The sequence below is a fragment of the Bacillus sp. M6-12 genome (assembly GCF_002860285.1).
Classification (GTDB): Bacteria; Bacillota; Bacilli; order Bacillales; family DSM-1321; genus Peribacillus.
This window is the reverse complement of the sequence record NZ_PGVF01000001.1, coordinates 537,659-559,444: the sequence shown is the minus strand read 5'-3', so window position 1 is coordinate 559,444 and position 21,786 is coordinate 537,659. Positions and strand designations below refer to the sequence as shown.

Below are 21,786 nucleotides of genomic sequence, written 5' to 3'. Positions count from 1 at the left end.
AATAGAATTATTAAACATTGACTATAGTCGATAAATTTAGGAGGAAAGACTATGAACAACAACTATGTAATTGTGACAGACTCTTGCAGTGATTTACCTATTAAGTATGTAAAAGAGCAAGGTATTGATATTATTTCTTTGAATTTGGTTATTGGTGACAAATCTTATAAAGACGACTTAGGTCAATCTATTTCCCATCAGAAGCTATTTGAAGCGATTGATAGTGGAGCGTTGCCTATGACTTCTCAACCATCACCTGACGCATTTTATGAAGCATTTAAAAAGCATGTATCAGAAGGGAAATCAGTCTTGTATATTGGTGTTTCCTCTGGACTAAGCGGAACTTTTAATAGCTCTAACATCGGAAAGCTTATGGTAGAAGAAGAATTTCCAGACGCTCATATTGTTTGTTTCACCACACTAATTGGCTCTTTAGGACAAGCTCTTTTTGTTCAAAAGGCAATAGAGATGAAAAAACAAGGAAAATCATTAGAAGAAATAACAGAAGCCCTTTCTGTAAAAGTAAAAACACAGCACAATATGATTTTGATTAATGATTTGTCTCATTTGAAAAGAGGAGGCAGAATTTCAGGTTTACAGTCAGCAGTCGGGACAATTCTAAAAATTAACCCAATCCTGCAGATTGATAAAGAAGGAAAAGTGAAAGAACTTGATAAGATTCGTGGAAGAAATAAAGCATTGAAAAAATTAATAGAATTTGTAGTAGAGAATATCGAAAATCCTGAATCTCAAACCATTGCAATCTGTCATGCAAATGCACTGGAAGATGCGGAGAAAGTAAAAGAAGCCATTTCAAGCCAAATCCAAGTGAAAGATTTTCTCATAAGCAGTATAGGTCCTGTCATTGGGTCTTACAGTGGGACAGGAGCAGTTGTCGTATTCTTCTTAAACTAAGATAGAAAGGAGGAATTGTTGTGCAGAAAATGAAATGTGGATTAATGACTCGTTCTCCTTATCCTGTTTGTCAAAATTATGTAGAGGGAAATCGAAAGGCATGTGAAGAATGTCTACACAATCTATATACAGACTTCGGGACAAAGGAGAAACCTAAAAAAGATAACTTTGTTGAAGTAACAAAGTAAGAAAACGAAAGATACTTTTAAAAAACCAGGAGGTGTAAAGTCTTACTCTTGTAAGACAAAATGTGGACATAGTAAATTTAGTTATATTGTTTTTACTCATTGCGTTTACTGCTTTCTTTGTGGCGGTAGAATTTGCAATTATACGTGTTAGAAGCACAAGGATTGACCAGTTAATTGCTGAAGGGAAAAAAGGGGCAGTTTCAGCAAAAAAGGTAACATCTCAATTAGACGAGTATTTATCCGCTTGTCAGTTAGGAATTACCGTTACAGCGTTAGGATTAGGTTGGATTGGAGAACCAACAGTTGAAAATCTGCTTAAACCATTGTTTGATTATTTCAACTTGGGTGAATCCATTACTCATATCCTTTCCTTTGCAATTGCATTTGGTTCTGTAACTTTCTTGCATGTGGTAGTAGGAGAATTAGCCCCTAAAACGATTGCTATTCAACAAGCAGAACGAGTAACCCTATTATTTTCTAAACCTATCATGTTGTTTTATAAAATAATGTATCCGTTTATTTGGGCGTTGAATGGTTCAGCACGATTTGTTACTGGTCTTTTAGGTTTTAAACCAGCTTCAGAACACGAAATTGCACATTCAGAAGAAGAACTAAGAATGATTCTATCTGAAAGCTATAAGAATGGTGAGATTAATCAAACGGAATTGAAGTATATGAACAATATTTTTGAATTTGACAACAAGATTGCGAAAGAAATCATGATTCCACGTACAGAAATCATTAGTTTATCAATGGATGACAACATTAGTGACGTATTGGACTTATACAAAGAAGAAAATTATACTCGCTTCCCTGTAACGAACAATGGAAACAAAGACGATATTTTAGGTGTTGTAAATATTAAAGATTTGTTATCCACGAAACTATCTAATCCTGATAAGGAATTAACCGTTAAAAGCATTATGATGCCTGTTATTCGGGTTGTTGATACAGTTGCGATTCATGCTTTGTTAGCCAAAATGCAAAAAGAACGAAACCATATGGCTATCTTAATAGATGAATATGGTGGTACGTCTGGATTGGTTACGATTGAAGATATTATTGAAGTCATTGTTGGAGAAATTCGGGATGAATTGGATACAGACGAAATATCTGAAATCCGAAAAATCAAAGAAGACCATTATATATTAGATGGGAAAGTATTGATTTCAGAAGTAAATCAATTGCTGAATATCTCCATTTCAGATGAAGAAGTGGATACGATTGGCGGTTGGTTCTTAACAAAGGAATTTGAAGCAGAAGTTGGAACGGAAATAGAGGAGCAAGGATTTATCTTCCGATTGAAAGACATTGATAGTCTTCATATCAAATATATTGAAGTAGAAAAAGTAGTTGAAACCAAAAACAAAGAAATAGTAGAGTAAAAACAAAAATAGTCAGTTCTTCATGTGGAAGGGCTGACTACTTTTATGTCTGATATTGATATAGATATAGAATTGTCATATTTACTTTCACGCCTTTTCTTCTTTTTTCTACAAGGCTTATTCTTCGTTGTCGGTATTTACATAGGGATAATCAATCTTGATTAAATCATCTAATTTGCAGTTTAACGCAAAACAAATTTTAAGTAAGTTCTGTAATTGAATACTTTCAATATTTTCATCATTGTCAAGGTTGCTTATAATCTTCCATGATACATTTGCACGTCTTCCTAATTCTCTCAATGTTTTAATTCCGCTTTGAGCCATTAATATTCGTAAGTTGGATTTTATCACAATTTATTCACTCCTTTCATATTTTTTAGTCAAAAAACAATTTGTTATTGAATATTGACAATTCATTAGTTATATAATATCATATTCTTTATATAATATCAATTATAGTTGACAAATATACCTTCAAATTGACATTCGACAATTATAAAACATATTTTTGATTGTTGAGTGGAATATAATCTGATATAACTGTATATAGTAATCAGGTAAGTGTCAATTACAGTTGAAATAAAACAAATTATAGTTGACAATAGTCAATGGACATGATATAGTATGTATATAGTCAACGAACGAGGTGCTGAAAAGACTACATTATGTGGATATAAAAGATGTCTTTTTACTTTTTCCTTGTAAGACGTACATATAAGTTAGGCTCTCTAAGTTGGAGAGTTTCACAAGAACTCTTTAGAGAGAGCTTGGCTTATACCATTAAGAAGAGGTGCTGTTAAGACTACATTGGGATATGTATTCAATCAAACAGACAAATGCAAGTAGCAACATTAAACCAACATAGCGTTGAAGTTTAATGTAAGACAGAGTTAGTTTTTCTTTTTCAAGAAGAACAAAAACACACGTCTTAACGCTCTTCCTTTTCTTTAAATCCTTTCGGGGTGCTAACAAGACTACATTTGAACAAATACAAACTATCAAATCAAACATTGTTACTTCTTTCTTTTGCTGAAAAGTCAAAGAAAAAGGTAATTTTCAAATTTCTTTCTCCGTAAGGTCAAAGAAATACAAAAAACACGTCTTGTTATCCTTTTCCCTGAAAAAAATACCAAGCCTTTCGAGGTGCTGATAAGACTACATTTAAATCAAATACAAACTTAAAATGAAAATTCAATTATTTATCAAGGTAGGAAGTTAATCTTGCTACCAGACAAATACTTTTTATGTCTTATCTCCTTTTCCTTGAAAAACCGCTTATCTTCTCCAAGAGTCCATATCGAAGAGAAGGTTAGCAACTTAACCTGATGGGGTGCTTGAAAGATTACATTAAAAGATATGAATATTACACATGAACAACTATTCAAATTAAACATGTAATAAAACGAGCAATTCAAAACAAGATTAGTCAAAAACCAAGACATTATATGGCTATTCAATATAGCCATAATAAGAAAGACCATTAAATTAAGAAACAACTCTCTTAGTTGAACGGAATGAAAACAATTCATATTGTTATCTCTCTTTTCACGATAGAATGAAGTTTCTTATACCAAAACACTAATCTTTCAGACCTTTCCCTATCAATCAAATCAAAACTAAATCGGGGTGCTTGTAAGACTACATTCTTATGAATATTACCTTACAACCTATATTGATGAAAATCTTGTTTCACCGCCACCATGCGGAGAAATCTTAACCGAAGTCTTACACCTTTTTCCCCGAAAAAATAAGACATTAAAATTGGGAAGGATGTAACTCCCTATAAACATCATATGGTCGCTATCGTCATAAGCCTTTGTTGGGTGCATACCAAGCAATCAGAAAAGAAAGTCTGAATAGACATTCCATTCTGGTTGGAAGGCGAACGAAGGATAAGGGAAAACCTCAACCCGATAGCAGACGACTGAATTGCTTTCAGCGTTGAAACACATTTATGTACCTTTGCGTACCGCAGAATTGACTGCACTCAAACTTAACCTAATGGGGTGTTTGAAAGATTACATTATACAGAGAATTAATTTGACTAAGAGGGTGATTCCAATGATTCACTAAGCTAAATTTCTACCTTGAGTAGAAAAATGATTGTCTTACGCCTTTTTCCCTGATAACTAATGTATTCATTTTCAATTAACACTTCTAAAATAAGCGAAATGCTAAAGCAAGAACCGTATCTTTCAGCCTTTTCCCTATTAGGTATAAATAAGTTTAACCAAAAAAACAAACCAAAATTAATTGAAAATGAATACCCATCGGGGTGCTTGTAAGACTACATTCAAACATTATGATGAAATGTGTGGAAGGGTATCCAAAGAGAGTAAAACCAGCCACAAAAAAGGTGAAGGGGAACACCAGAAAAAATCCCCAAATTCCTCTAAAAAGTTTGTGCGGTGACATTTGGAAACTTGCCAACCCAAGACAGCACAAATGAAAACTTGGATATAGGGCGTGTTAAAATTAGGTCAACGCTTTGGCGAGTGCGAACCTTCCCTGTATCTCAACGTCTCTAAGTTATAAGACCTTGAAAGACGGTGACAGCCATTGGGCATAGTCGCTGTGTAATAGATAGGCATCCTACGAAATAGGTAGGGGGTTATAGGAGACACCTATTTTAATAAAAGGAGATGATGAAACTACATGAAATCTTCAGAAGATACTCCTATTTATTATGATGGAAGATGCCCCATTGACATGAGCAATGTCAAAGCAACTTCTACCACTTTGGTAAGTGCAAAGAATTATGGGGATATTCCACCTGTAACGGATGTGTCTAATAAACCTATCTATTACGATGGAAGTCAGCCATTTCCATTTATGCTTCCTAAAAATTGAACATGAAGGATAAGTTCCTGTCATGATTCAGTCTATCAAGGGCGAGTACCTGTGATAGTTTAAAACCACATATATTGTGGGGTGCTTGTAAGACTACATTTTTTATTACAAATTCCAATAAGAAAAAACACAAAAATATCTGAAAAGATATATACAAAGTGTCTTACGCCCATTTCCCTACTTTATGTTAATCAAAATTAAATACGAGGTGCTGAAAAGACTACATTACAAGATAAATTTTTGTAGACATTACAAACTCGACATGAAGACTTACTTTTTAAGTTTTTACTCACGAACGAAGTGAAGATACAGGGAATCCCCATGTATATTCATAGTAGTTCGACTCACATTCCATGTCTTTTCACCTTTCCCTTGTATGGAATTTTGTGTTACATAAAAGGGATAGGACTGTAAATAGTTTTATCCTTTTTATTTTTCTTAGAAATTGACTATAAACGAAGTTTTATATTTATTGACTAAATATCATGAGAGAATAGTTCAAGTGGTAGAACAATTGGTGAAAGCCAATAGATATGGGTTCGATTCCTGTTTCTCTCTTATCCAAAAAGTTATAAACCAAACAAAATTAAACTAAAGGAGCTGTTGATAGAATGAATAACGTAGCAAAAGTAAAAGCAATGACTGGTGATAAAAAGAAAACTTTTGAGGGTGGCGTTGGATACCAGATGTCCTTCCGAGAAACCCTTGCAGAATTTTTCTCTCTTGGACTATTGAATGGTAACTTCTATCAGTCCCAAGAAGAAGTATTGAAAAACGCAAAGGACATCTTTGAACGTGCATTGAAGGAAGAACCAGAGTTCGCAACAAAGTGTGCAATTTACGGTAACAACGTAAACTCACTGAAACTTGTTCCGACTGTATGGTTGGTGTATCTTTCTACGTTGGAAGATAAAACGCTTTTCAAAAAAGCCTTCCCACGTATTATTCGTAACCCTAAAATGCTTCATGATTTCATGACATTGGCTCGTAAGGGTGGAGTGCGTGAAGGTCTTGGTCGTAGCATCAAGAAAGTCATGAACGAATGGCTTTTTGTGAAGCTAAATGAATATCAAGTTTCTCGTAACAAAGGGAAATTGTCTGATGTCATTAAAGTGACACGCCCATTCAATAACGAAGAAGAGTTCCAAAACTTCATGCGTTACTTGGCAAAAGACGAGTTGAGCTTCCCAAGAGCAGTGGCTCTTAAAACAGTCATTGAGAACTTGGAGAAAGGCATTGTGGACTTGGATACATTGGCTCTTATTGAGAAAAACCGTCTTCAATTAGAAGAGTTGAAACACTCGACTAAAACCCTTTCTGACGAAGGGAAGAAGGCTCTTTATGAGAAAATGTACGAGGGTCTGAACTACTCTGCTCTTATTCTAAATCTTGTCGCTTTAGAGCGTGTATTCGCTACGAAAACGCAACAAGTGAATAAGTGGACTTCTAAAGGGGCGTTTACGCAAACAATGGTTGTAGAAACTGATATGCCAGATGATGTCGTTCAAATGGTTGTTGGTAAACTAAACGATGTTCAGGCGTACCGCAAATCCAACATGCTTCCATTTGCTCTTATCACTGCTGAACGTATGGTGGTAACACCAGAGTTTAAAACAGCGATTGGCAATATGCTGAAGAAAGTGGCAGGAGAGGCATTTGCAATTGATAAGAATATCAGTTTAATGGTAGGTGTAGATACTTCTGGTTCTATGTCAAGCCAATTGACGGATTCTCTATCTGCAATGGATGTTGCAACACTATTTGGAGCATTGGTGAAAAAATCCCATGCAAAAACAAACGTGTTTGCAGTAGCTTCCCTTATCAAAGAAGTCCCTGTTCGCAAGCAGGATGATGTCTTTGATATGGCACGTCAAATTGAGGAGACAAGAGTAGGGGCTGGTACTTATTTTGAGCAAATCATGGATAAGTACAATGGAGAGCAATATGTCCTCTTGATAACGGACTCTGAAAGTGCTGATAATCTGGAAAGAAAGTGGTTAAACACTAAAAAGCCAGAAGGAGCGAAGCTGATTGTGTGGCAGTTGATGCCATATCATACAAAGCTCTCTAAAGACCCTTCAGTTGTCTATGTTGCTGGATACTCTGACCGCCTTTTAGGTTTGGTTAAGAATATCATGGAAGGCAAAGCTGGACAGATTGAAGAAATCGAAAAGATTGAGCTTTAAAGAGGAGGGGGATACCCCCCTCTTTTTTATTTGGATTTAATAGGGAAAGGGTTCGTAAATGGTCAATCTATGAATATAATATGGAATATGCTATTATTGACTATAATCAATAAAATTTGACAAGTAGAGGAGGGTAAATCGTGAAAGGAAATCGAAAATCCAAAAAAAGAATGAATCAATTCTCGATAGGTACAATGATAATTGGCGTAGTTTCTCCTTTTGTGGGAGCTATTGAGGCACATGCAGAATTAAGCACCTATGATAAAAACAGAATGCTTGGAGCAACGTCAATAGATTGGCAATCCACTAACCTAAGAGAGTGGTTAAATAGTGATAAATCGGTTGTTGATTATTCTGGCTTAAAACCAACTTATAAAAATGAAGCTGGTTTTTTATCAAGTCAAAACTTCACTGATAATGAAAGAAATGCAATTGCAGTTACCAGACATGGAGTTGGTAGACAGGATTCATTGAATGGAAATATCAATGACACACTTTATCTTTCACAGAGAAGCGTAGCACATAATGACTATGTTTCTAACGATAAAGTTTTTATCTTGCATTATACTGATTTAGTAAACTATCTTGAACGGAACAAACAATTAATGAATGTAAATAAAAAGTATTATTCAAATTATTTACAACAACAAACCAATAAGAAAAATAAGTACGACTACATTGTAAATAGTGGATATTACAATAGTGGATATGTTGGTACAAGCGTTTTATATACAAGTGTTTTAACTCAGGTAAATACCAGAGATAGTCAAAATATTGTTCCAGCTCTCTCTTTAAAACCTGATTATGTTTTGTCAAATGGTGTGAAAGCGAAGGACTTACCATTAGGAAGCACTGTTACGTTTGGTCATTACAATGGTGAGCCGATTGAATGGCAAGTCATTAATAAAACAGATAACGGTTATCCTTTGTTATGGTCTACCAAAATAATCGCTACGAAGGAATATGATGCACAGGGAGATATTAACCCAAATACCTCTCAATATATTAATTTTCCATCCTTAGAAACTGATATTTATTCGGGTAATGGTCAAGCAAAGTCTTGGGAGACAAAAGGGAGTATGGATTCAATTCCTTCTATCAATTTATTGAATGAATCAGTATTAACTACACCAACAAATGACACACAAATTACGTTGCAAATTAAAGCGGTAGATTCAAAATATCCAATTAGGAAAATCACCTTACCTGATGGTCGAGTGGTCAATGGTGATTATGCAGAATGGACTTTAACCAAAAATGGGGAATATGACATTATTGCTGAAAATTCAATTGGGGTGATAACGGTTAAACACATTATCACGAAAGCCATTAATACTCCTGCTGAAGTTACCATTACGACTGATAAGAGTAATAATAGTAAATGGTCTAATAAACCTGTAAATGTCCTAATATCTGCTACAAATAATGGAGTATATACGCTAACAATACCAGGCAATCGAAACATGGGTTACGGTGGTTCATCTTCAGGGACTTTTCCATCATGGATGCCTCTTGGTGGTAAACGACTTCATGTTACAGGAACGGTTAGAAATGCTATGACAGATGTAGAGGCAAGTCAAGTAAATATGGATGTCTATATTAGAATGAGATTAAATATGAAATGGTATAACAGTTCACAAGTCGGTTGGACATATCCGATTATAGACCAATTTAACCTAAGAGAATTGAAGGAAAAGGGAGAAATTAAGGTAGATAAAATCTACACGATTCCAAGTAATGTCTATAACTATGCTTATCCATCAATTAATCTAATGGACTCTAATACTGCTTACATGAAGTCACCTTATAATTATTGGATTTCGGATTTTAAATTTGAATTATTGGATAAAGATGATTTAAAAATTGAAGAAATTACGTTCCCTGATGGAAATAAAGTATATGCTAACCAAGCTACTTATGTTATCTATGAGAACGGTACTTATACATTTAGTGCAAAAGATAACAGAGGTAAAGTTACGTCTAAAACAATTGAGTTAGCCATTGATACGGTCAAACCAAATTTAGAAATTAGTGGAGTAAAACCAGAATATACAACTGAACAAGTTCTTCGCATCAACGCAACCGATGATTTAAGTGGAATTAGACGAATTAAATTGCCGAATGGTGAGTATAGAGAAACCACTCAAGAAGGAAAACCATTATCTATTGATTACAACATTGTAAGAAATGGAGATTATACCTTTGAAGCGGAGGATTATGCTGGTAACGTAACAAAGAAAACCATCAAGATATCCAATATAGATACCAAAGCACCAATATTAAACACTCAAACAAGTCCTTCTGGTTGGACTAATCAAAATGTAAACATTCAATTAACTGCTACAGATGAAGAAGGAGAGATTGACTTTATCCAACTTCCAAACGGAAACAGAATAACTGGCACAACTGCTTCTTATCAAGTTAGCAAAAACGAAGATTACGCTTTTATGGTTCAAGATAAAATGGGGTATCAAACAACAAAAACTGTAACCATAAGCACTATTGATAAAGATAAACCTACTGCTCATTCTGATACCATTCATAAAGGTGCAGACAATTATTCTATTGAATTAACTGCAGAAGATTCGTTATCTGGTATAAAACGAATCAAATTGCCAAACGGAAATTATGTAAATAGTAGAAATGTAAGTTATCCAGTGAAAAAAGATGAAACGGTTCAATTTGAAATTGAAGATAATGCTGGAAATCTATTAACCTATGAAGCTACTGCAACACCACCTAAATTAAGCGTTTATCAAAAGGAAAACCATGTAAAAGCGGAATGGGCTGTGGAAATGTTAGACCAAGATGTTCTTTATGTTTCAGGATTTGAAGAAAATGATGAACTTCCTTCTTTAAATTATGGTGGTACAGATAAAGCAGGGGGGCAGTTTGGTGGTCAATCTTTTACTGCGGAAGATTCCTATTCAGGCTCTAATTCCTTGAAAATAGAGGATACTTTTACAAGTGGACAACATGCAGGGAATCCAGATTTAAATGGTATTGTACCTTTCTCTAATTTTTCAAGAGCTATTTTCTCTAAGAAATATGTGGCAAACGGAACTGATTTATCTGTAAGTTTTAGAGCAAAAACAACAGGTACAGGGAAAATAACACCGACATCTACAAATGCAATTGCTGATTATGGAACACCTTTAGGTATTACCTTTTTGGAAGATGTTAAAATCGGTAGTCGAACAGCTAAAGTTAGTAACCCTGCCTTTTTCAAGAACAATATAGATAAAGGGACACGTTACTATTTAGCAAACAAGAAAGGACAATACTCTGCTATTTATGTAACAAGTGTGGATATGAATACCTCCACGATAACAGTGAATAGTCCGTTCCAAGGCGATTTTAAGCAAGGTGACTATGTATTAAGGCATGTTACAAGAACATCGGTTTCATTCCCATATCGTATTATTTCTAATAATGATTGGGAATTATTCAATGTGAATACAAGTGTAGCTGATTATGCGGATTACGATTCATTGCTAAATGGGTTTGGTTTTGCTTTCTATACGGAAACACAGGATACCGTCTATATTGATGAATTGAAAATGGGTTATGCTACGAAGTCACGTCTATATAGAGGAGATACATTGCTTTATGAGGGGTATCTATCCGATTATGAAGATAGAGAGGCGACTGATAAAGAAAAACCAAATTCTGTTTCTAATCTTGAAGTGAAAGCAAGTCAAGGTTCAATCATAATGGATATAGATAGACCTTCTGACAGTGGTACGCCATATGAATATACTATAAAAGCAGTTAGCAATAAAGGTGATACGGTTGCTTCGGAAAAGAAAAATGTTACGGTTGTGTCTGGTGTGGATGGTTACTCTTATGTTGTAGATGCAAATGCTTTTACTGTACCTGATAATATAGTAGATAGTAGAAATGATAGCATAGCCATCCCTATTACAAACAATGCCAAGCATTATATTCATATCAAGACCATTGATAAAGCAGGAAATGTATCCAGTGTTAGTCATATTCCATTTCAGGATAATGTAGCTCCAAGTTTAACTCTTACGCAAAATCCGACTGGTTGGACTAATTCTACAGTTCAAATTACTGCAACTGCAACAGATGAAGATTTAAGTGTCAGACGAATTAAATTGCCAAATGGTAATTGGCAAAACGGAGAAAACGTCATTTATCCTGTTACATCTAATGGTACGTACACCTTTATAGCAGAAGATTTGGTAGGAAATCAAACAAGTAAATCCATTACGATTACGAATATTGATATAACACCACCAACAGCACCTTCTATTTCTAACAATGAAGATTGGACTAAAACAACACCAGTACAAGTCACAATAGCACCAGGAACGGATAGCCAATCGGGTGTAAAACGCATTGAGTATAAATTAGAAGGGGCAACAAGCAAGTCTTGGACAAGCTATTCAGGTTCATTTTCTATTAGTAATGAAGGAGTAACGAAAGTGACAGCAAGAACCGTTGATAATTTAGAACAATATTCAATTGAAACGGTATCCTATGTCAGAATTGATAAATCTGCACCGCATAAGACTGGTATTACCATTAAGTTAAAAGAAGACTAAAGAGGGGAAATCCCCTCTTTTTTATTGGTAAAAAACGCATAGAATAAAAAGACATTTATATATCAGGTCATTTATTTAAATGAGATAAAAAGGGAGAGGTAAAAATGGAACAAACTTGGAAAGAGCATATGGAAACCATAGAAAAGTATTTTGAGGAAAGTTTTATCGAATCATTTTTAGAAGATAATGATATTCTTCAAGAAATGATATTCTTTGGTTCATTTATGAAAGGAACAAATCACAATAATTCTGATTTGGATATCATTTTAATTCCTACTTTATCGTATTTAGAAGAAACAAAGGAAGATGATATGGATAGGATACAAACACTAATGGGTCTGCATGATGATTTAACCGATGGATTGTTACAATCTATTCCATTAGACGTAAAATTACAAGAATTTCAGAATGAAGAAGAACAATATGGCTGGACATATCGTACTGGCAATGCGGTTTCAACATTTTATTCCTTTATTAAAGGAGAGATTGGTGTTATTGCTTCAATCAATCGAAAACAAGAATTGTCGTTTTCAGAAATATAAAGGGAAAAGGAGAGAATGAAGCATGATTCAAAGTAAAAGCAGGAGAAAAACCAAAAACGAAGTTCATCTTTGTGAGTTTTGTCAAAAGAAGGATAATTGTAAGGCTCAACCCCCTAAAACGGAATGGAAAGACGTATTAAAGTCTTGCCAAGGGTATGAGGAAGTGGAAATAGACTACTTCACAGGTGGTCATAGTCGTTAAATCAAGAAGGAAATAAAGAGAGTAGGAGAAATAATCTCCTACTCTCTTTTAAATGACATCTTTATAATGTCTGTCTTCACGTATTGGAACAAGCACAATCTCTGCGATTCCATATAGAGCGGATTGCAATTTGTACATCGTGCTTTTTCTTGGATTTTCCTGTCTTGTTTCTCCCATTATGATTTTATCAATTTGATTTTCTTTTACATATTTAGTAATCGCTTTTACAATGCTGTCTGAATGGATGACTCCAAAGTTTGCATCGTATTCTTTACATATATCATAAAAAAATTGAATTTCGTTCGCTAACTCAGTTAAAGGCTTTTTCGTTACATGAAGAACAAAGAGGTCTCCATTTGATTTTTCTTTCATTTTTAAACCATGTGTAATTAAATGTTTCACAGTATTTTGTTTTGTTACACATACCAATATATTCATTTCTTTTTTACCTCCTGCTTGTTTTGTCATAGAAGATAGAAGACTATCAACCTTTTATTATACGATTTTTGAAATTTGTTTATAAAAAAGCAATCTACAATAAGACAGAACGGTAACACCAGTTATGCCATTTGAACCTATTCATCTATCTCATTTCTTTTTTTGTGGGCTTAAACCATGTTCACGTTCTTCCTTTGAATAAAAACAACCCAATAAGCAATAAGAAATATAATGGAAATTTATTTAAAAGGAGGAAATATTGTGATTGAAAAGATTTTAAAAGACCGATTAGTAAGCGTTGAATTATATGAAGAAAAACTGAAAAAAGATATGAAAAAGATAGTGAAATTGAAAAAATCAGAAAAAGAATTGGTGGCAAAACGTGCTGGTGAATTAGAAAACAGCATTACAGAGGTTTTAACCTTTACGGACATCTACAAGAAAGAATTGAAAGGATTTTTAGCAGAAGGAAACTTTGGAATGGACAAATATCAAGAAAAACTATCACGCTATGATGATAAATTTTTCGATGTATTAAAGTTTATTCAGATGAAAGAAGACGCATTAAAAGAATTGGAGTAAAAAAAGAGACACCTTTATAGGTGTCTTTTATGCTGTAACGACATATTTAAATTCTTCTACTTCTATACCAAACAAAACAGCTTGGATAATAAATGTGCTAACTGCAGTACATACATTAACCGAATAGAGCAAATCTCTTTCATAATCTTTTTTCTGTTCATATTCATCTAACAACTCTCTTAAAAAAAGAGAGATAGATTCTCTGGAATATGTTTGAATGGTTGGTGTGAGCATTGTATCAATCATTGAGATATCTTTTGTGATACCCTCTAATTTCGTTTCATATTTTACATGGGGAATCATACTGTGTTTAAATTCCCAACGCTGATTGTGAGGGACACAGAAGAAATCAGATACAAAGTGACAAATAACACCTAACTTTGCTTCAAAAACCTTTTTCGTTCGTTTGTTTAATAAGTCTTCCATCGGTGTTTTCATAAGGGAAAGAATTTCTTCTATTACAAAAGGAAAACTTTCATCAATATAGTGCTTCTTTACTGCTAAAGAAGGAACAAAGTCAGGTTTCATATTTGACCATGTAAACGTAGACTTTTCAAATTCATAATCTACTTTTTCTTTTATATGTGTCGCAATATGATGGGACAACATTTGGTGAGTTTTTGCGAACAATTTCATAACTTCCTTTCTATTTTGAGTCTCTATTTAAAATGTCTAATTTTATTGACTATAATCAACAACAATATCTATTGTACACGATTTTCCTTGATTTATAAACCTTTTGAGGTAAATAATGCTTAAACATTTCTAAGTTATACGAAAAGAAATCCAGTATAGAATATATTAAGTTTGAAAGTAGAGATTCCTTTATTCTTCCTGTAATGGAAGTTCCCCAAACTTCTATTATTGGAGTGAGTGGTTGGAATGGATATAGGAAAACTTATGAATCGGAACGGAAGCATCTTGGACATGCCCCCAACATAGAAAAGAAGCAGAAGGGAAGAAACAAATAGAGTGGGACATACAGGGATGTCTTCCCCAAAGATAGAACTGAAACTATCACTCGACTTTTGTTATCTATTCACCCCCCATTAGATAACCATGAATTTTAAAATAAAGATTGTTTTTCATTTTTGAACGCTTCCCCAAAGCAGGATAAAAAGGAGAACAATCGTGAAAGAAAGAATAGACTGTTCCCCAAACAGAAAGTTCTTTCGGACAAAACAATTGAAAGGAGGATACCCATGTATGAGATAAAAGGCTCGGCCAAGCTCTTTTGTTTCTAACAAGGTATCCTCTTTTTCTGTTATCGAATGTGAAAAATCTTTCTATTATATAAAAACACTAAAAGGAGGAATACGATTGAATCCATTATTTTATGAAAATGTGAAAATATTAGACCGAATAGAAAAGGAGAAATTTACTGCTGAAATCCTTGAATTTAAAAGCCTAAAAGGGGCGAATGATTTAGATTTGGCTGGTGAAATCTTCTTTGCCAGAGAAACAGGAATGTCATTAAAACAAGTTAAAATTACACTGCGAAACGGTTCATTTATGACGGAGGCAGGAGCATTGTATTTTATGAAAGGTCGCATTTCTGCTCAAACAAACGTAGGTGGTGTTGGTGGTCTAATGAAGAAGGCTTTTAAGAGCTATCTCAATCAGGAATCAACCTTTAAGCCTACTTATGAAGGAACAGGAGAGATATTTCTTGAACCGACCTTTGGACACTATGTTTTTTTTGAATTAGATAATGAGAGTGTGATAGTTGATAAAGGATTATTTTATGCTTGTGAACCATCATTGCAAGTTGAACCAGCTATGCAAGGAAATCTTTCAAGTGGTTTATTTGGAGGCGAAGGCTGGTTTCAAACTAAAATATCTGGAACAGGTCTATGTATCTTAGAAATTCCAGTGCCAAGAGAAGAAGTTCTTATTTATGAACTAAATAACGAAAAACTACAAGTAGACGGAAACTTTGCCCTCTTGCGTACAGAAGGGATTAACTTCTCTGTTCAAAAATCTTCTAAAACATTGGTAGGTACATTAGCTTCTGGTGAAGGACTATTGCAAACCTTTGAAGGAACAGGGCAAGTATGGTTAGCTCCTACACAACCTGTTTATAAGAAACTTGAAACTTACGGTGTACAAGCCTTAAATAAATCTAAAAATATTTCCAACGATGTTTAATATCCAACAATATAAAGAACAATATCAAGGGTGCTTTCTTATATAAGCACCTTTTATATTTGTAAAAAATAATTGACAAAAAAGATATATTGTTATAGAATAGATATATAAATTTGCGGAACAGGAGTGGTTGTAAGTGGAATTTCAAGAATTAATCAATAGTGTTAAAAATGATGTAAGACAAGGTGCATATGATAATGAGGAAATTCTTCTCCTTTGCGATAAAGCAGAAGCGTTGATTCCATCAACAGAAAAGAACCTTCGACCAATCTATAAAGCAGGGGAAACATTTAGAGATAAAGCAAAAACCGATTTAATTCATACAATTATCGCTATCTCTCCAAAAAAAGATTACGAAGAGGAAATTACGTATTTTGTTGAGTGTGAAGACGAAAACAACGAAATTCATTATGATGTCCTCAAAGAATCTTATTTGAATGAAGAAACAACAAAACTGGAACAAAGACTTTGGTCTCAAATCAATAATGAATTTGAAGACGAACAAGTAATTTTTATTGACGCTTGGACAACAAATGATGAAAACGAGGAAGGAAAAGTCATTGCGAAGGTCTTTAAAAATGAACAAGGAATCATTGAAGTCGAATATTTAGACGAACGTGCCAAAACAGATGTGTTTGCACAAGAAGTTATTCAGGAAAGTATCAACAATCTAAAAAGTCCTATTGACTATATCATGGTTTGGATAGAAGAAGAGGAAAAATGGTATTACTTTATAAACGATTTTGATACAAAACAGTTTCCAAATGGATATGTTGATTATATGATTTCAGTCAAAGACGGAATTATTAAAGAAGATAACTTTAAAGCTGACACAATTGGAAAAACATTCAAGGACTGTTACCAAGAGAGTTACTGGAATCCTGTTGCATAACAAAAAAAGATGGCGAGTTCTTGTGACTCGCTTTTCTTTCATGAATAAACAGAAAGAAGGAAAAAGAATGATAGAAAACAAAGACGGAAACTTATCTTCAGAAACGCCTCTATTAATTGAAAACATTACGCTCCCTGACGGTGTAACGCCAGATGAACGTGTGCAATACAAGATTGGGAGAGAAGTATTTAAATTGATTGGTGCTGGACTTGGTTGCCCTTTCTTCGTTTTTTATGACGAAAATCGGGGTTGGAGAACGAATCCTGTTTCTTCTATTGAAGAAGATGAAGAAAAAATTGTATTAAAGGATAACCTAAGTGTTTACACATTTAAAAAAATATCAACGCTAACAGATTAAGAAATTATCGAGCTACAAGCTCGGTTTTTTCTTTTATCTTTAGAGAAGGGAAGGTGTTATTTTTGAAAAAAATCACCAAGATTGAACAACAAAAACGTCATCACCACCGCTTTAGTCTATATGTAAATGATGAATTTGCATTAGGGGTAGATGAAGAGGTAATTATTAAATATTCCTTATCTGTTGGGAAAGAGATTTCAGATAGCTTTCTTGAAGATGTAGTAAAGGCAGAAGAACAAAGCAAAGCCTTTAACTATGCTGTTAATCTATTATCCTTTCGTTCACGAAGCAAAAAAGAATTAATAACCAAAATGAAACAGAAAGGATATGAGGAAGAATCCATAAATCCTGCTATCGAAAAACTCATTTATTATGGATACCTAAACGATTATCAATTTGCTACGCAATGGGCGAATGATAAGCAGAAATTTAAACAGGCAGGAAAGAACCTATTAAGGCAAGAACTCTATCAAAAGGGAATAGATAAAGAAATCATTGAACAAGTTTTGGAAGAAAAAGTGGATGATAATGAAGAATACGAACGTGCCTTACAATTAGCAGAGAAAAAAGTTAAGACGTTATCAAAAGATGATAAAAACGCTAAATATAGAAAATTGTCAGGACTATTAGCAAGAAAAGGATATTCGTTTGATATTATTTCAAAGGTTATAAAGGAAGTCATGTAAACAGAACCTCTCTTAATAGATTGGTTCTTTTTTTATTCCCTAATATAGTTTGTATTTGAACTCAATAAAAAAGGCTTATCAATTTAATCTCTGATAAGCCAATAAGGTTATGGAACTGGTGTAGTTTGTCTTTTTTTCATGGTGCTATATAAATAAGAATAAATTGTAGGAAATGTTTTTCTATCTTCAATATATCCAGTTTCCGTTGCGTAAATATATAAAACGTCTACTCCAAATTCTTTAGTGTAGGCTATATTTTTATTGTGATTAAATGCCTTAGTTTTTTTCACAATAGATTGATTATCAACTTTGTAGTGACTTGACTTAATTTGAAGTGCAACCATTAATTCACCATTTAAATAGACTTCATAATCGACTGCATATTTGGCATCCATTTCAACAGAGACTTCTTTAAAAGTTGCTTCTGGAAAGAAAGTTTCTAATTTTTTTATCGTGTTGATTTCTCTTTCTATTCCTATAAAAATTTCATCCAACACTCTAATTTTTACAAAGTCGATACATTCTTTTTCTGTAATAAAAAGTGGATTTTCTCTTTTATTGATTTGCTGATACATGAAAGAGCCTATTTCTACAAGTTCTTGTTCCGTTCTTCCATAGTAAGCATTTAAGTTCTTTTCTTCATTTGTGACCTGATAAAGTTCACTATATTGATTTGTGGAAGGGATTTTAAAGTCCTTGAGCAATGTTTGTTTTTCAAGAGGGAGAGCATGAATATGTTGCAGACGTTTTTCTCCTGATTGATAGTAGAATCGCTCCCATGCCTCATAGTCTTTACCTGAATAGGCTTTGAATAGCTTGGTTAAATAACCAATTGTCCAAGCGTGATTAAGACCTAAGTCGTTCCATATTTTATTTGTTGATTTAAACTTTCGTGTGTTCCGTAAGTCTAAACGTCTTTTTCTTTCTATAAAAGAAAATTTGCTCACACATTCACCTCCATTAAATTTCCAGTTGATTTCTGGTTTCCATAAGTATATACTCATTATACCATAGACTATTGTCTATACCAAACCGTTTATTGACTATGAATTACAGTGTTAGTTCTGTCAATAAATTTTGTAACTTATCATTGACAATAGTCAATGAAAGTGATAATATAAGTAACAGAGAGGACAAATGTTCTCCAAACTAAAGAAAACAACATATTAAAGGAGTGAATTGCTCAGTGGGACTATTTGATGCATTTAAAAAAGGTAACACACAGCCACAAACTACATCTCAACCAGCAACAGGAGGGATAAGTCTTAACAAAGAACAAGCGGTTCAAACGCTTAATCTACGTAAAGAAACTTTCGCTCTAACATTGCAGAAAAAATCATTAAGCCATGTAACTGCAAGAGTAGCAGTAGCAATGGATGATTCAGGTTCAATGAGGTCAGAATTTAAAGACGGAACAGTTCAAAGTGTATTAGAAAGATTGCTACCAGTAGCGATTAAAATGGATGACAATGGTGAATTAGACATGTGGTTATTCTCTAATAGCTTTAAGCGTCTTCCTTCTATTACAGAACGTGATTTCTTTGACTATGTAAATCGTGAAGTAATGCATCGTGCATCATGGGGCGGTACAAGTTACGCACCAATCATTCGTGACATTACGAAGAAATATGCACAAGAAGAGCCTTCAAATGTACCAACATTTGTTATCTTTATTACAGACGGTGAGAATTCTGATAAAGCTGAAGCTAAAAAAGCAATTACAGAAGCATCTTACCACAACATTTTCTTCCAATTCATCGGTATTGGAGACGAACGATTCCAATTCTTGCAACAATTAGATGACTTGTCTGGTCGTCATATTGACAATGCTGATTTCTTTAAAATTGAAAACCTAAACCGTATTTCAGACGAACAGCTTTACGATAAGCTAATGACTGAATATCCTGGTTGGGAACAAGAAGCAAAACGTATTGGTTTAATTCGCTAATATATTGACTATAGTCTAATTATTATTTTATTTGTCTATAGTTATTCGCTATAAACCTATTAAACTAATACAATAAGGAAGTGAAGATTTGGGAATCTTTGATTTTTTCAAAAAAGGTGGGAGTCAAAGTGGGAGTAAACCTTCCACTTCTTCTTACCAACAACAAACACAGCAAGTACAACCAACATCACCTTCAAAACCAACTTCAAGCTATGACAATGGATTGAAAATGAGAAAAGAAGAAGCGGTTGAACAATTGAATTTGCGAAAAGAAACTTTGGCTCTTACTATGAGGAAAAAGAATATGAATAACGTATTCGCCAGAGTAGCAGTAGCAATGGATGATTCAGGTTCTATGGAAAGTCTTTATGAAAAAGGTACTGTTCAATCAGTGCTGGAAAGACTACTGCCTGTTGCCTTGAAGTTTGATGATAATGGAGAATTAGATATGTGGCTATTTGCCAACAAATTCAAAAGATTGCCTTCTATTACAGAAGAAGACTTCTTTGACTATGTAAATCGTGAAGTGATGCATCGTGCATCATGGGGCGGTACGAATTATTCTCCTGTCATTAATGACATTGTAAGAAAATATGCAAAAGAAGAGCCTTCAGATATCCCTACATTTGTTCTTTTTATTACCGATGGAGAGAATTTTGATAGGAATGAAGCTGAAAGAGCAATTCGTGAAGCGTCAAGATATAATATCTTTTTCCAATTCATCGGATTAGGGAACGAAGATTTCCGTTTCTTAAAAGAGTTAGATGAAATGGAAGGTAGATTTATCGACAATGCGAACTTCTTTGAAATTAGAAGCATTAACCGAATTTCGGATGACCAACTGTATGATTTACTCCTTACAGAGTATCCGATATGGGAAAAAGAAGCAAAACGTGTAGGATTATTGAGATAGGTAAAAAACAACACTGTAGGGGTGTTTGTAAATAACCATAGGTCAGGACAGTCTATATGGTACACGAATGACAAAAAGATTAAAAAGGTGGTTTCAATCTTTTAAAAAGAAGATTGAATACGTAAAAAGGTCAAAAATCATAAAACAGGTAAGAACAACAAACAGGTAAGAAAAACTAACAGGTAAGAACAACAAACAGGTAAGAACAACCAAACAGGTGAATGGAGTAGGGGTAATAACCTTGCTCCATTTTTAATTCTCTTTCTTTCGCATATAATATATCAGTTTATATAAAAAAGGAGTGTTTTTTAAATGACATACTTTGTAAATGGTGAACACGAAGCGAAATATGATGAATTTTTACAGGAAGCAAATGTAGGAGAAAAAGAATATACCGTACAATCAGTGTTGTATTTGCTATCTTCTGTTCCTAAAATTGCAAAGAACATTGAACAGTTTTTTGTTTTGAAAGGGAAATACATCAATCCTGATGAAGCAGAAAGAATGGAATTGTCTACTGGTGAACGTATCATTGTTGGATTAGCTTTTAATCTGTATAATGGTTACGAAATGGAAGGCGTTGACCTTTCGCCACATACTGTTTTGTCTTGGTTGGATAAGAACTTGAAAAACGCCTATGTTCAAGCATTGGGGATTAAAATGGGAACAAATCAATCTGTTGCTTAAACAAGAAAGAGGGGTCGAGCTTAATTATATAGCTCAACCTCTCTTTTGTTGTTATAAACAAAACTCCATTTATGTATATTGTAATAAGAGATTGGAGAAATCTCATAAACCATTATCGGGTTTATACCACAAATATCTTGCTGATATTTTAGTGTTATATAAGGAGACGTTCTTATATGATGATTAAAAATCAGGACTTTTTTAATCAAACTTTTTAAAAACCCTCATAATGTAAAATAAAGAACCTGACAATTTGCCAGGTTCTTTTCTTGTGTTATTTAGAAAAATCGCTTAA

General features: G+C 33.8%; 20 protein-coding genes and 1 tRNA gene. 17 read left to right on the top strand and 4 right to left on the bottom strand.

Annotated elements, in window-relative coordinates:
* The first annotated feature begins 51 nt into the window (after nt 1–51).
* The 3 genes from CVD28_RS03995 to CVD28_RS03990 all read left to right on the top strand — a co-directional run bounded on the left by CVD28_RS03995 (nt 52) and on the right by CVD28_RS03990 (nt 2,488).
* Entirely contained in the window at nt 52–915 is an 864-nt protein-coding gene (locus CVD28_RS03995) for a DegV family protein (protein WP_101591066.1), read from the top strand.
* A 20-nt stretch (nt 916–935) separates the two neighbouring features.
* The gene (locus CVD28_RS27845; protein ID WP_180953907.1) at nt 936–1,103 is read left to right on the top strand and encodes a hypothetical protein; all 168 of its coding nucleotides are present in this window, start codon (nt 936–938) and stop codon (nt 1,101–1,103) included.
* Between the two features lie 62 nt (nt 1,104–1,165).
* Nucleotides 1,166–2,488: a hemolysin family protein gene (locus CVD28_RS03990; protein WP_101591065.1), complete on the top strand. Its 1,323-nt coding sequence runs from the start codon at nt 1,166–1,168 to the stop codon at nt 2,486–2,488.
* Nucleotides 2,489–2,605: 117 nt separating this feature from the next.
* On the opposite strand, the gene CVD28_RS03985 is transcribed toward CVD28_RS03990, so the two are convergent.
* The gene (locus CVD28_RS03985) at nt 2,606–2,839 is read right to left on the bottom strand and encodes a helix-turn-helix domain-containing protein (protein WP_101591064.1); all 234 of its coding nucleotides are present in this window, start codon (nt 2,837–2,839) and stop codon (nt 2,606–2,608) included.
* Between the two features lie 2,304 nt (nt 2,840–5,143).
* Between CVD28_RS03985 and CVD28_RS03975 the strand changes: the two genes are divergently transcribed.
* The 6 genes from CVD28_RS03975 to CVD28_RS03950 all read left to right on the top strand — a co-directional run bounded on the left by CVD28_RS03975 (nt 5,144) and on the right by CVD28_RS03950 (nt 12,839).
* Nucleotides 5,144–5,338, top strand: a complete 195-nt coding sequence (locus CVD28_RS03975; RefSeq protein ID WP_101591062.1) for a hypothetical protein — start codon at nt 5,144–5,146, stop codon at nt 5,336–5,338.
* Between the two features lie 487 nt (nt 5,339–5,825).
* Nucleotides 5,826–5,896: transfer RNA gene (locus tag CVD28_RS03970), tRNA-Phe, on the top strand.
* 53 nt (nt 5,897–5,949) lie between these two features.
* On the top strand, nt 5,950–7,524 hold the full coding sequence (locus CVD28_RS03965) for an RNA-binding protein (protein ID WP_101591061.1): 1,575 nt from the start codon (nt 5,950–5,952) through the stop codon (nt 7,522–7,524).
* Nucleotides 7,525–7,664: 140 nt separating this feature from the next.
* Nucleotides 7,665–12,095 carry an OmpL47-type beta-barrel domain-containing protein gene (locus CVD28_RS03960; protein WP_101591060.1) on the top strand — a complete coding sequence of 1,477 codons (4,431 nt, stop codon included), beginning with the start codon at nt 7,665–7,667 and terminating at the stop codon, nt 12,093–12,095.
* Between the two features lie 104 nt (nt 12,096–12,199).
* Complete coding sequence (locus tag CVD28_RS03955; RefSeq protein ID WP_101591059.1) at nt 12,200–12,637, top strand: nucleotidyltransferase domain-containing protein; 438 nt, start codon at nt 12,200–12,202, stop codon at nt 12,635–12,637.
* A gap of 22 nt (nt 12,638–12,659) precedes the next feature.
* A complete protein-coding gene (locus CVD28_RS03950) occupies nt 12,660–12,839 on the top strand; it encodes a hypothetical protein (RefSeq protein ID WP_101591058.1) in 180 nt (59 codons plus the stop codon).
* Between the two features lie 48 nt (nt 12,840–12,887).
* Here CVD28_RS03950 and CVD28_RS03945 read toward each other — a convergent pair whose 3' ends face one another.
* Entirely contained in the window at nt 12,888–13,277 is a 390-nt protein-coding gene (locus CVD28_RS03945; protein WP_101591057.1) for a universal stress protein UspA, read from the bottom strand.
* A gap of 261 nt (nt 13,278–13,538) precedes the next feature.
* Here CVD28_RS03945 and CVD28_RS03940 point away from each other — a divergent pair, with 261 nt between their 5' ends.
* On the top strand, nt 13,539–13,859 hold the full coding sequence (locus tag CVD28_RS03940) for a hypothetical protein (protein WP_101591056.1): 321 nt from the start codon (nt 13,539–13,541) through the stop codon (nt 13,857–13,859).
* Between the two features lie 27 nt (nt 13,860–13,886).
* Here CVD28_RS03940 and CVD28_RS03935 read toward each other — a convergent pair whose 3' ends face one another.
* Complete coding sequence (locus CVD28_RS03935; protein WP_257985735.1) at nt 13,887–14,489, bottom strand: zinc dependent phospholipase C family protein; 603 nt, start codon at nt 14,487–14,489, stop codon at nt 13,887–13,889.
* Between the two features lie 690 nt (nt 14,490–15,179).
* Between CVD28_RS03935 and CVD28_RS03930 the strand changes: the two genes are divergently transcribed.
* The 4 genes from CVD28_RS03930 (at nt 15,180) to CVD28_RS03915 (ending at nt 17,943) form a co-directional block, all read left to right on the top strand.
* Nucleotides 15,180–16,007, top strand: a complete 828-nt coding sequence (locus CVD28_RS03930; protein WP_101591055.1) for an AIM24 family protein — start codon at nt 15,180–15,182, stop codon at nt 16,005–16,007.
* A gap of 136 nt (nt 16,008–16,143) precedes the next feature.
* The gene (locus CVD28_RS03925; protein WP_101591054.1) at nt 16,144–16,899 is read left to right on the top strand and encodes a hypothetical protein; all 756 of its coding nucleotides are present in this window, start codon (nt 16,144–16,146) and stop codon (nt 16,897–16,899) included.
* Between the two features lie 67 nt (nt 16,900–16,966).
* The gene (locus CVD28_RS03920; RefSeq protein WP_101591053.1) at nt 16,967–17,257 is read left to right on the top strand and encodes a hypothetical protein; all 291 of its coding nucleotides are present in this window, start codon (nt 16,967–16,969) and stop codon (nt 17,255–17,257) included.
* 62 nt (nt 17,258–17,319) lie between these two features.
* Complete coding sequence (locus CVD28_RS03915; RefSeq protein WP_101591052.1) at nt 17,320–17,943, top strand: regulatory protein RecX; 624 nt, start codon at nt 17,320–17,322, stop codon at nt 17,941–17,943.
* Between the two features lie 107 nt (nt 17,944–18,050).
* On the opposite strand, the gene CVD28_RS03910 is transcribed toward CVD28_RS03915, so the two are convergent.
* Nucleotides 18,051–18,890, bottom strand: a complete 840-nt coding sequence (locus tag CVD28_RS03910) for a hypothetical protein (RefSeq protein WP_101591051.1) — start codon at nt 18,888–18,890, stop codon at nt 18,051–18,053.
* A 239-nt stretch (nt 18,891–19,129) separates the two neighbouring features.
* On the opposite strand from CVD28_RS03910, the gene CVD28_RS03905 reads away from it, so the two are divergent.
* The 3 genes from CVD28_RS03905 (at nt 19,130) to CVD28_RS03895 (ending at nt 21,491) form a co-directional block, all read left to right on the top strand.
* Nucleotides 19,130–19,891 (top strand): vWA domain-containing protein, encoded by a 762-nt coding sequence (locus CVD28_RS03905; RefSeq protein WP_101591050.1) that lies wholly within the window; start codon nt 19,130–19,132, stop codon nt 19,889–19,891.
* 88 nt (nt 19,892–19,979) lie between these two features.
* A complete protein-coding gene (locus CVD28_RS03900; RefSeq protein ID WP_101591049.1) occupies nt 19,980–20,804 on the top strand; it encodes a vWA domain-containing protein in 825 nt (274 codons plus the stop codon).
* A 312-nt stretch (nt 20,805–21,116) separates the two neighbouring features.
* Nucleotides 21,117–21,491, top strand: coding sequence for a DUF6075 family protein (locus CVD28_RS03895; protein WP_101591048.1), 375 nt, complete (start codon nt 21,117–21,119; stop codon nt 21,489–21,491).
* Nucleotides 21,492–21,786: the final 295 nt, after the last annotated feature.